Consider the following 12,510-nt stretch of genomic DNA (forward strand, 5'->3'; position numbering starts at 1 on the left):
ACAAAATGATCTTTAGGAGAGAGCATTTTTGGCTTTGCCCGATCCGAAAAAGAGACTTTAGCTTATCGTACTGTTAAGTGCATCAAAAAGGTTTGGATAAATTTCAAAAATTCCTTCAAATGTTGATAAAGATAATAATTCGGGTTTGCTTTTATGATCAACAATAAGTTTAATATAACCGTTCATTTTTGAAACTCTTTTGAGATACTTTATTAGAGTTCCTAAAAAGATTGAATCCATGAAGTAAACATTTTCTAAATCAATAATGATTTTTGATTTTCCATCATTTATTGTTTTTTCAATATATTCCGCAAATTCACTTGATTCATTTACGGTTGCGCGATCAAGATTAACCAAAATTATTGTGTTCTTCGATTTTACATCAAACATACTTTTAAATTGATTTCTCTTTTGTGATGTAAAAAAATCTGCGCCCAATGTTACATTGTTTTTATTTATTCCATTTAAAACTGCGTTGTTCATTTTGATTTTCCTTAAAGATATTTAATTTAAAACTAACTGACTATTTGGAACTTTTTTTTCTTTTGTTTCTTTATTTTTATCTTCATTTTTTTCTTTAAATCTTCTTTTAAATACTTTTTCGTTTTTTAGAATATTCCAAATTGTACCATTTTCAACATTTATCACTTCGTTACCAACAGTTATATATTTAACCTCCGCAAATAATTTTACATCTCTTACAACAGTTGGAGCATCTTCAATATAAAACTGTACTGTTTTTCTAATATTATCCGGTAATTCTTCATATAAACCGGCTGTAACAAAATTACTATCCATTCTCATTGTCATTAATAACGAACCAAGACTATTTTTAGATTTTTTATATCCGGTTTCATAACTTGCAAAGGTTAAGAATCCTACAGCAACAACAATAAGAAACAAAATGAAATATGACGTATTTTTTGATTCCACAAAATCCCCCGCAAGTATTTTTAGTAAGTGTTTATTTTTGATACTAATTTGGTGGATAAAATCTGGACTGTTGTGTTTTGCGTCAAGTTGGATATTAAAATAAAATTCATGTAAAATCTTAGATTTCCTTAAATGCATAATAATAAAAAGTCAAATTTTTATTAATAATCATTTTATTTTAGAACTGATTTATTTTATATATTACTATTATTTTTAATTATCAATTTATTCTTTATGAAGAATAAAATTTTTCACATTATAACTAACCCCTTAATAATTAGTTTATTCATTTGGATTTTTATTGTCTCATTTTTACCACCGCTTTTTCCAAAGTATAATGCAGATTTGATAAAAAAAGAAAAGTTATCATCAAAATTATTTTTCTACTATCCTGATCTTGATAATGATAATTTAAGCGAAGAAATTCTTTTACAGACAACTTATGAGAATTTCGTAAATCTAATTATTAAAGCCAAGGGTTCAATAATTGACCAGTGGAATATAAAAGGAAAATTAAATATGCATGAACCTTTTATCGGTGATTTTAATAATGATGGTTTAAAAGAAGTTTTTCTTTTTACAATTGATGGAAATGATATTTTATTGAATTGCTTCAATCCTCTTGAAAATAAAGAATATATTAAAAATAAATTGATCGACGAATTTTATCCAAGAAATAATGAAAACAATTCCGGTTTTACTTTTTGCGAATTAATCGATTTGGATAATGATAAAATTAAAGAGTTGGTTTTTTCGTTTAATGCAGGTTATTCAGTTAATCCAAGAAAATTATATTCATATAATTTCATTAAGGATTCTTTAATAAAATCTGAAAATGGTTGTATGCCATTATTAAATATTAAATGGATTTATAATAATTCGATATACTTTATACCATCGACACATGCTGTTTCAAATTGTGATGAAAATTCTCTTTACTCTGATAAATATAATTGGTTAACCATTTTTAATAAAAATCTGGAATTTAACTTTGAACCCATAAAGTTTGGAAACTATCCTTCGACTCTTCTTGTTTCACCATTAAAAATAAATGCGAATTTCTTTTTAACAGCTTTAAATATTTATTCTGGAAATAAAAATTTTCCATGTTCAATTGGATTATATGACTTTAATGGAAAAAAAATAAAAGAGAGAGAATTTGCATATTCAAAAGAGTGGCATTCTGCAATATTGATTTCTAATAAAAAAGATTTTAAAACCTATTTAATTAAATATAACGGAGATATTGAAGAACTTAATAATGATTTAGAATTTAAAAATGTAAGTAAAATTTTGCCTATGTCTGAACCCATTTATAGAATGTTGGATTGCGATTCGGACGGATCTAATGAATTTATTTTTTACCATCAATTTTTAGAAAAAATAACAATATTAAACAATGAATTGCTTGATCCGTTAATTATTGATGTTAAAGGAAATTCAATTCTATACAATGCTGGAATTATGTTAAATGGAAAAGAAAAACCTCAACTTAATTTAAGATTTGATAACTATTCATATTTTTATGAATACTACAAAAATCCCTACTACAATTATAAATTTATAGTATTTGGATTAATTTACTTGGGAATTTTTGGTTTTGTTTATTTACTTCAAAAAATTCAAAAGTATAGAGTGGAACATAAATTTATCACTGAAAAGAAAATTGCAGAATTGCAAATTAAATCAATCAAAAATCAGATGGACCCTCATTTTACATTAAACATAATTAACTCCATTGGTTCATTATTTGCAAAACAAGAAACGGAAAAAGCTAATTACATTTTTGGAAAGTACAGTAAATTATTACGTTCAACAATTTTAAGCTCAGATCAAATTTCCACTTCTTTAGACGAAGAATTGGAATATGTTGAAAATTATTTATTTTTAGAAAAATTTAGATTAAAAAATGAATTGCATTTTGATATAAGAAAAGATGATGGAATAAAAGGAAATATAAAAATTCCCAAAATGTTAATTCACACTTTTGTTGAAAATTCAATTAAACATGGAATTAGACACTTGGAGAAAGAAGGTAATTTACTTGTTTCAGTTTCAAATGAAAATAACTTATATAAAATAAAAATTACAGATAATGGAATTGGAAGAAATAAATCAAAAGAAATATCAAAATTCAGTACTGGTAAAGGTTTAGAAATCTTAAATCAAATATTAGATTTATATTATAATTTAGAAAAAGTAAAAATCACTTATGAATTTATTGATTTTGAAAATGAACGAAAAAAATCATTGGGTACTGAAGTTATAATTAATATACCTATTTTAAATTCATAAAATAACTGTCGTTCAAGAAGATTCAATCGGGAATCCAGAATTACAATATTAGCTTTCCGATTGAAGCATTTGGAATGATAAAAAAGTGAAAATGAACATAATTAACTGCATTTTAATTGACGATGAAAAGGAAGCATTAGACAGACTTGAATCCCTTCTTAACAAATTTGAGTTTGTTAAAATTTTAGCCAAAATTGATAACTGTGAAAAAGCTGTCAAATCCATTATTGAAGAAAAACCAAACTTAGTTTTTATAGATGTAGAAATGCCAAGAAAATCTGGATTTGACATAATCAATGAAGTTAGAGAAAATAGATTAAACCCAAAATTTATTTTTGTAACCGGATATAATCAATATGCAATAAAAGCAATTAAAGCAGCAGCTTTTGATTTTCTATTAAAACCGGTTGATATTGATGAACTTAGAGATACACTTAACAGATTTTATAAAACACAAATTGGTAACGATGTAGAAAAAATTCCGCAACATTTAATTGATAAATACAATTTTACGGAAAGAGAAGTAGAAATAATTACATATTTACTGATTGGGAAATCAAGCCAGCAAATTGCAGATGAATTGTTTATAAGTAAACACACAGTTGACACACATCGAAAACACATTCTTGAAAAAACAAACCTTAACACAACTTCAGAGTTTATTGGTTATCTGTTGTCACAAAAGTAAAAGGCAACCGTAAAAAAGAAAAATTCCGACTGGAATCCGGTAACGGAAAACACAATGTAGAATTCTGTACTTAGAATAAAAAAGAAATGGTCATTCTGAGGAGTCTAATATTCTTTAACTAACGGAAACGGACGACGTAAGAATCTCCAAACTCCTATATCTTGCATCTCAAATCTCACATATGTGATCTAACTCAAAATACCTATTAATAAGTACACAAAATACTTATTGGTGAGGATTTAAAAATTACTTTTCGCTAAGTATTTTAAATTGTAAACAGGATAGGTAACTATTGTTTTTCTAGATATATTTAATGATGAGAAGATATATGCAAAAAATCAATTTATTGCTGATATTTTTAATTTCAATTGCATTATTTGGGCAAACAAAAACTAATGATGTCAATACATTACTAAAACAAAAAATAGCGCCAATACCTTTCCCCAAATGGAAATCCCCAATAAAAATTTTCGGGTCAGAACATTTTATAGTGAAATATGATCCTAAAACTCAAAAAAAAACAATTTTAAAAAAAAATGGATATAATTCTGATTTTAACGCTGAAATTATTGAAGGGCAAAAAATCACTAATGGATTAAATGAGACTTCTCCGCCAAACCAAATTACTAACTTTAGTGATCTAACAAAAGTTATCGATCCAACAATTTATCCATGGAATATGACTGTAAAAATTTATGTCAAATTTTCAAATGGTTTTACTGGGCAAGGTTCTGGAATTTTAATCGACTCAAAAACAGTATTAACTGCTGGACATAATTTATCAAGTGAGGAAAATGGGAATGCTTATAGCATAATAATAATACCAGCATATGAAAACGGTAATTTCCCTTTTGGTTATGCATACAATTTGTCATGGTATACATGGCAGGATTGGGATGAAAATAGAAATTTTGATTGGGATATGGGCGTAATAGAATTAGATAGACCCATTGGGGCATTAACTGGTTGGGCAGGTTATGGTTATAATAACACTGATGATTATTTTTCAAATAATATATTTACTAATCCAGGATATCCTTCGACTGAGCAATATAATGGTGAATATATGTATACCTGGGGTGGAAAATTTGATGATGCTGATGAAAACATATTATTTATTAATAAAAAATGTATTGAAGGACAGAGTGGTAGTGGAGTTTATGATAATCAAAATGTTGTGTATTCGGTTCTTATAAATTATCGTGATGTATGGGGCCTACCAACAATTACTCGTTTTTGTCGTATCAATTCTGAGAAATATAATAAAATAAATAACTTAATTGGACTTTATACTCCAATGGCAAATGACTTAATCCCGCTAAAGGTGAGAGTTGACCCCCAGCTAATTAATGCAGGAAATTCATTTAATGAAATGAATTATATTTTACATAATTATTCTGGTGCAGATTGGGAAGGGACAATTTATGTAGATATTTATCTTTCACCTGATGATCAAATAACTACAGAAGATAGAAAGCTCTTAATCCATAAATTTTCTGGGGCAATTCAAAGCAAACATAGTTATACTGTAAATTTAAATAATATTAAACCTCAAATACCAAATGATATTAAATCGGGAAATTATTATATTGGAATAATTCTTAGCACTTCAGATGCGAATAATAATAATAATAGTACAAATGGTTGGGATTGCATACCAATTACAGTTACTGCTTCTGAAATACTGAGTCCTCCTTCAAATGTTCAAGCAAGTGATGGTACTTATACAGATAAAATTAGGATTACATGGAATAGCGCTTCTGGTGCTGATACCTATCGTCTATATCGTAATACGGAAAATAATTCATCAACCATTACAAAACATCAAGTTGGAATAACTAATACCTACTTTGACGATGATATAAATATTGAGCAAGGCAAAACATATTATTATTGGGTCAAAACACAGAATAGTTTAGGTGATATAAGTGATTTAAGTAGTTCGGACGCTGGATTTGCTAAAGAAGGAAATCGTCCACCTACCCCACCTCAATTAGTTTCACCAGATGATAGTTTTGTTCTTAATACTCCTGGAATTATAACTTTCTCATGGAATAATTCTACTGATCCAGATGGAAATAATATTACATACTATTTTGCTCTCTCGGAAGATGGTATCCATTTTGAAGATGAAAATGAAGGTTCTTTAACATCTTTTACAATTAACAATATTTCTTCGGAATCAAATGGGAAATATTTGTGGTACATATATGCAAAAGATAATTATGGCTTTGAAAGTCAAAAAAGTGAAATAAGATCTTTTTCAATAAATATTCCAGTTATAAATGAAGCTGAATTATCAGTTTCAAGTTTATCTTTCTACCCACAAATTATTAATGCAGGAGCTAGCCCAACATCCGTATCTTTCAGACTTACAAATAATGGTGCAGAAAGTTTAATATCTCCAAATACAAGTATTGAAGCAAATTATTATATTTCAAAAAATTCTACTTTTGGTGATAATGATGATATAAAGATTGGAAATAAAATTTATGACTTAAATTTATCATCTGGTACATATAAAGATTTACCTTTGTACACTGAAGATTTACCAAATCTTAAAATACCAGAAGATGCAAAAGATAACTATTATGTATTTGTTAAAGTGAACCATACCTCTCCATCTACATTAATTGATCCTAGTCTAGGAAATAACTTTACGGTTCGTTCAGGAACAATTTTGGTAAAAGGACCAACTTTAGATTTAATAGCTGATAATGTTTCTAGAAATTTTGGAAATGTTCAACTAAGTAATAATCCATCACCAAATTCATACTCATTCACTGTTAAAAATTCTGGCGGTAGTATCCTATCTGGTAATATTATTGAAAATGCAAATTGGATAGCACTCAGCTCAACATCGTTTTCACTTACAACCAATCAAACAAAAACAATTACAGTTACTGCAAATACTTCTGGATTAACACTTGGTAGTTACACTGAACCAATAAAAGTAGCTTCAAATAGTGGTGATGTCACAGGAAATGTATCTGTTACAATTTATCAAAACCATAAAGCTCCAACAATAATTCAACAACCAACAAATAAAACGGTAAATGAAGGTGAAACGGCAACTTTTTCAGTAACTGCAGCTTGTGCAGATCCAATTGGTTATCAGTGGTGGCGTTTTCCTTTTATAAGTGAAGCAGAAAGCAAAATTGAGAATAATTCCGGTAAAATTGAAGGTGCTCAAACATCGCAATTAAAATTATTAAACACAACTTCAGCTGATAATAATACTAGCTTCCTATGCGAAGTCTATAATACAGTTGATCATACAAACCTTTGGGTTAATTCTAATTCAGCAACTTTAAGTGTAATTCAATTACCAAACCTAGCTATTTCATCTGGAAGTGTAGCTCATGATTTTGGAAATGTTCAAGAAGGCAATAATCCTTCACCAAATACTTACTCATTTACTGTAAAAAATACTGGCGAGGGAACATTAACAGGTAATGTAGTTGAAAATGCAAGTTGGTTATCTATTAGTTCAACTTCTTTTTCATTAACTGCCAATCAAACTAAAACTTTTACTGTTACCGCAACAACAGCTAGTATATCTCCAAATAATTACTCTGAAACAATTAGTGTTACTTCTAATGGTGGAAATACTTCAGGGAATGTTTTAGTCAATATTACTCAAGGTCCGGCGCTAACTATTTCTTTCGGAAATGTTGCTCATGATTTTGGTAATGTTCAAGAAGGAAACAATCCATCGACAAATACTTATAATTTTATTATAAAAAACATTGGTGATGGAACTCTAACCGGCAATATTGTTGAAAATGCTGCTTGGCTAAATCTTAACTCAACTTCATTTTCACTTACTGCCAATCAAACTAAAACTTTTACTGTTACAGCTACTACTTCAAGTTTAGCTCCAAACAATTATTCAGAAACAATTAATATTACCTCTAATGGTGGTAATACTTCAGGGAATGTTTTAGTCAATATAACCCAAGACCCAGTTTTAAATATTTCATCTGGTAATGTTGCTCATGATTTCGGAAGTGTTCAAGAAGGAAACAATCCTTCACCAAACACATATTCATTTATAATAAAAAACTATGGTGGCGGAACATTAACTGGTAATGTAGTTGAAAATGCAAGTTGGTTATCACTTAATTCAACTTCTTTTTCATTAACTGCAAACCAGACTAAAACTTTTACTGTTACCGCAACAACAGCTAGTCTATCTCCAAATAATTACTCTGAAACAATTAGTGTTACTTCTAATGGTGGAAATACTTCAGGCAATGTATTAGTCAATATAATTCCAAAAATCTCTAATTCAATTCAAATTTCAGTAGCAAAAATTGATGAGAATAATGATTATATACCTGATAGAATTGGAGAAACGGTTACAATTACTGGTATTGTTTTAAATAAAATATTTAATTTAAGTAATATGACTGTATTTGTCCAAGATGAGACTGGCGGTATACAGTTATATTCTCAAGGAAACCCTGGTACGAATTTTAATACTGGAGATTTAATTACTGCAACCGGAAAGATTGATCAATATGGCGGTTTGGCTGAGTTAATAATTACAGATTCAGCAACAGGTATTGAAATAATTAGCTCAAATAATATCATTACTCCAATATTACTTTCGATAGATGAATATCTTTCAAATGCTGAAAAATATGAAGGGACATTAATTAAGATAAATGGACTTGCAATAACAGCCAATTCAAATACATGGCCAGTTTCCGGAAGCGATGCAAATTTAAATTTGTGGAATGGATATGGGAATGAGTTAAAGATAAGAGTTGATAAAGACACGGATGCTGATGAAAATTCAGAACCTCTTTGGCCTATTGATTTGATTGGTATAGCATCTCAATTTGATCAGAGTACTCCACCATCAGGTGGCTATCAAGTATTGTTAAGGAGTTATTCAGATATAACACAAAATGTATCAGTTTCCCCAATACCATATTTTTCATTATTAAATCCTTCAAATAGTACAACAATTCAAATTATTGATACTAATGATACTGTTGATTTTCAATGGATGGAAGCAGAAGATTTAAATAATGATTTAGAAAAATATATTTTTCAATTCATACCTGGGTATCTATTTGCCGAGACACATATTCCGAATTTTAAACTTTCTGCAAAAAATATCCTTTTTTTAATGAATGGAAATATGCAATCTACTTACGATTGGACAGTCACTGCATTTGATGCAAACTCACAGAGTTCTTCTAGTATTGACACTTTTACTGTAATATTTGAAAATAACATACCAACAAGTATTAAAAATAATTTATTGCATGATAATGAAATTCCTATGCAATATTATTTAGCAAATAACTATCCAAATCCATTTAATCCCTCAACTAATATTAGTTTTGGATTACCTGAGCAATCTATCATTAGTTTAGTTGTCTATGACATTTCCGGTAAAGTAGTGGAAACATTTTTACATAATGAACTATTATCTGCAGGTTCATATAATTATTCTTTTGAAGCAAAAAACTTAGTAAGTGGAATTTATTTCTATACTTTAAAAACAGATAAATTTGTTCAAACCAAAAAGTTATTACTAATAAAATAGTATAAAATGAATAATGACTTTTTATTAAAATTTTCATATTTAACCACTCTTACCTACCTAAAACATAAGTATGGTAAGAGCGGTTTTTTTGAAAGCAGCAATATTTTATTTGAAGACTTAGCTATAGAAATTTCCGCATCATTTTTTTATAAAGATGAAACTGGGAAAATTCAATTTTCACAAAACAATGGTTTTTCTAATTTCAATAATCTGTCAACAAGCGACCAAGAATTTTTAATTTACAAAACAATTGTTGAGAAGGTTGATAATTTTATAAAAATTTAAATTCTAAACTTTAAGTTTCGGTAACCAATCACCAGTCTTACAAATTTATTTTTACTCTAATCTAATAAATAACCCATAGATTCAATACTTCGCAAAATAGTCAAGACTTTTTTGCAAAGTACTGCATTTTCGTCGGAATGTTAATTAATAACGAAAGGAATTTTAGCCAGAACATTCCATGTTTTAAAAACACGGAATGTTTTTAAGAAGTATTTTTTTTAATATCTATAATAATCAGGTTTGAATGGTCCTTGAACCGTAACGCCAATATATTTAGCTTGTTCATCGGTTAATGTATCTAATTCAACTCCAACTTTTTCTAAATGAAGTCTGGCAACTTCTTCATCCAAATGTTTTGGAAGCATATAAACTTTATTTTCATATTTACCGGAATTATTCCAAAGTTCAATTTGTGCTAAAGTTTGATTTGTAAAAGAATTACTCATTACAAAAGATGGATGTCCGGTTGCACAACCTAAGTTTACGAGTCTTCCTTCTGCTAGAATTATTATTTCTTTTCCTTCTAAATTATAAATATCAACTTGAGGTTTTACCGTATCTTTTGTATGACCATAATTTTTATTTAACCACGCCATATCGATTTCATTATCAAAATGACCAATATTACAAACTACGGCTTTATCTTTCATCAATTTAAAAGCTTCTGCAGTAACAATATTTGTGTTTCCAGTTGCGGTTACAACAATATCTGCCAAAGGAACTGAATTTAAAAATTTCTTTACTTCATATCCTTCCATTGCTGCTTGAAGTGCACAAATCGGATCAATTTCAGATACAATTACTCTAACTCCTGCGCTTCTTAAAGATTGTGCAGAACCTTTACCAACGTCTCCATATCCGGCAACAATTGCAACTTTTCCCGCCATCATTAAATCAGTTGCTCTGCGCAAAGCATCAACTAAAGATTCTCTACATCCATATTTATTATCAAATTTAGATTTTGTAACAGAATCATTTACATTTATTGCGGGAATTGGTAAAGTACCATTTTCCACTCTATCATAAAGCCTATGAACTCCAGTTGTAGTTTCTTCGGAAATTCCCTTAACACTGTTTACTAATTCGGGATATTTATCTAAAACCATATTTGTTAAATCGCCGCCGTCATCCAAAATCATATTTAGTGGTTTTCTATCTTTACCAAAAAATAAAGTTTGTTCAATGCACCAATCAAATTCTTCGGCATTCATACCTTTCCAAGCGTAAACCGGAATTCCGGCAGCGGCAATTGCAGCAGCGGCATGATCTTGTGTAGAAAAAATATTGCATGATGACCAAGTAACTTCTGCACCGAGTTCAATCAGTGTTTCTATTAAAACTGCTGTTTGAATTGTCATATGCAAACATCCGGCAATTCTTGCACCTTTTAATGGTTTTGAGTTTTTATATCTTTCTCTCAAAGTCATTAAGCCCGGCATTTCAGCTTCAGCTAATCTGATTTCTTTTCTTCCCCATTCTGCAAGAGAAATATCTTTTACTTTATAAGGAATATATTCTACTTCATTCTTTACTTCGCTCATGTTTAACCTTTCTTATACTTTTTAAATTTTTCGACTAAATCTAATTCTTCCCAAGAAAAACCTTCTCTTCCAAAATGACCATAAGCAGTTGTGTTTTGATAAATCGGTGTTCGTAAATTTAATCTGCTAATAATTCCCTTTGGTGTAAGATCAACCTCTTTTTTAATCATCTCAGAAATTTCATTATCGGAAATTACTCCGGTTCCTTTAGTATCAACAAATATTGATACTGGTTCAGCAACTCCAATTGCATATGCTAATTGAACTAAACATTCTTTTGCTAATTTTGCACCAACAACATTTTTCGCAATATGTCGAGCAGCATAAGTTGCGCTTCTATCAACTTTGGAAGGATCTTTTCCGGAAAAAGCTCCGCCGCCGTGAGGTGCCCAGCCGCCATAAGTATCAACAATAATTTTTCTTCCGGTTAAACCGCTATCACCGTGAGGTCCGCCAATTTCAAATCTTCCGGTTGGATTTACAAAATATTTTGTTTTTTTATCCAATAGTTTTGCGGGAATAATTTTCTGAATTACATTTTTAATTACATCGGTTTTTATTTTTTTCTGACTAACATTTCCATCATGTTGTGTAGAAATTACAACCGCATCAATTCTTAAAGGTTTATGATTTTCATCATATTCTACAGTAACTTGTGATTTTGCATCCGGTCTTAGGTAAGGCATTAATTTTTTATTTTTCTTTCTAATATCGGCAAGTTTTTTTACAAGTTTGTGAGCATAGACTATCGGCATCGGCATTAATTCCGGAGTTTGATCGCAAGCGTAACCAAACATAATACCTTGATCACCAGCTCCGCCGGTATCAACTCCCATTGCAATATCCGGAGATTGGGAATGAATTGCATTTAATACCGAACAAGATTCTGAATCAAATTTATATTCTGCTTGAGTATAACCAATTTTTTTAACTGTGTTTCTAACTATTTCTTGAATATCAACATAAGCAGTTGTTGTAATTTCTCCGCCGACTAAAACCAAACCTGTTGTTACAAAAGTTTCGCATGCAACGCGTGCATTTGGATCTTGCGCAAGAATTGCATCTAAAACTCCGTCTGATATTGCATCAGAAACTTTATCCGGATGACCTTCTGAAACTGACTCGGATGTAAAAAAGTAGGACATTTAAACCTCTTTTGTTATTTTTCTTAAGAATTTCATTTTATACTAAATTTAGATTTTAAA

At 29.4% G+C, this 12,510-nt stretch carries 8 protein-coding genes; 4 read left to right on the forward strand and 4 right to left on the reverse strand.

The genetic code is table 11. The features are described from left to right. Positions 1–57 precede the first annotated feature (57 nt). On the reverse strand, positions 58–483 hold the full coding sequence (locus tag IPH62_04370) for an STAS domain-containing protein (protein ID MBK7104498.1): 426 nt from the start codon (positions 481–483) through the stop codon (positions 58–60). Positions 484–504: 21 nt separating this feature from the next. Further along, a complete protein-coding gene (locus tag IPH62_04375; protein MBK7104499.1) occupies positions 505–933 on the reverse strand; it encodes a hypothetical protein in 429 nt (142 codons plus the stop codon). Between the two features lie 234 nt (positions 934–1,167). Here IPH62_04375 and IPH62_04380 point away from each other — a divergent pair, with 234 nt between their 5' ends. The 4 genes from IPH62_04380 to IPH62_04395 all read left to right on the forward strand — a co-directional run bounded on the left by IPH62_04380 (position 1,168) and on the right by IPH62_04395 (position 9,764). Beyond that, positions 1,168–3,228: a histidine kinase gene (locus tag IPH62_04380; protein ID MBK7104500.1), complete on the forward strand. Its 2,061-nt coding sequence runs from the start codon at positions 1,168–1,170 to the stop codon at positions 3,226–3,228. A 91-nt stretch (positions 3,229–3,319) separates the two neighbouring features. Continuing rightward, entirely contained in the window at positions 3,320–3,916 is a 597-nt protein-coding gene (locus tag IPH62_04385; protein ID MBK7104501.1) for a response regulator transcription factor, read from the forward strand. A gap of 328 nt (positions 3,917–4,244) precedes the next feature. Continuing rightward, the gene (locus IPH62_04390) at positions 4,245–9,479 is read left to right on the forward strand and encodes a T9SS type A sorting domain-containing protein (protein ID MBK7104502.1); all 5,235 of its coding nucleotides are present in this window, start codon (positions 4,245–4,247) and stop codon (positions 9,477–9,479) included. Positions 9,480–9,485: 6 nt separating this feature from the next. Further along, a complete protein-coding gene (locus IPH62_04395) occupies positions 9,486–9,764 on the forward strand; it encodes a hypothetical protein (GenBank protein ID MBK7104503.1) in 279 nt (92 codons plus the stop codon). A gap of 218 nt (positions 9,765–9,982) precedes the next feature. Here IPH62_04395 and IPH62_04400 read toward each other — a convergent pair whose 3' ends face one another. Together IPH62_04400 and IPH62_04405 are read right to left on the reverse strand one after the other, a co-directional pair. Beyond that, positions 9,983–11,305 carry an adenosylhomocysteinase gene (locus tag IPH62_04400; GenBank protein MBK7104504.1) on the reverse strand — a complete coding sequence of 441 codons (1,323 nt, stop codon included), beginning with the start codon at positions 11,303–11,305 and terminating at the stop codon, positions 9,983–9,985. Positions 11,306–11,307: 2 nt separating this feature from the next. Continuing rightward, positions 11,308–12,450 (reverse strand): methionine adenosyltransferase, encoded by a 1,143-nt coding sequence (locus IPH62_04405; GenBank protein MBK7104505.1) that lies wholly within the window; start codon positions 12,448–12,450, stop codon positions 11,308–11,310. Between the last annotated feature and the right edge of the window lie 60 nt (positions 12,451–12,510).

It is taken from the genome of Ignavibacteriota bacterium (genome assembly GCA_016708125.1).
Lineage (GTDB): Bacteria > Bacteroidota > Ignavibacteria > Ignavibacteriales > Melioribacteraceae.

Excerpts from the sequence above, each read along its gene's own strand:
- IPH62_04370 (MBK7104498.1), bottom strand. The coding sequence starts at position 483 with ATGAACAACGCAGTTTTAAATGGAATAAATAAAAACAATGTAACATTG.
- IPH62_04380 (MBK7104500.1), top strand. The coding sequence starts at position 1,168 with ATGAAGAATAAAATTTTTCACATTATAACTAACCCCTTAATAATTAGT.
- IPH62_04385 (MBK7104501.1), top strand. The coding sequence starts at position 3,320 with ATGAACATAATTAACTGCATTTTAATTGACGATGAAAAGGAAGCATTA.
- IPH62_04390 (MBK7104502.1), top strand. The coding sequence starts at position 4,245 with ATGCAAAAAATCAATTTATTGCTGATATTTTTAATTTCAATTGCATTA.
- IPH62_04395 (MBK7104503.1), top strand. The coding sequence starts at position 9,486 with ATGAATAATGACTTTTTATTAAAATTTTCATATTTAACCACTCTTACC.
- IPH62_04400 (MBK7104504.1), bottom strand. The coding sequence starts at position 11,305 with ATGAGCGAAGTAAAGAATGAAGTAGAATATATTCCTTATAAAGTAAAA.
- IPH62_04405 (MBK7104505.1), bottom strand. The coding sequence starts at position 12,450 with ATGTCCTACTTTTTTACATCCGAGTCAGTTTCAGAAGGTCATCCGGAT.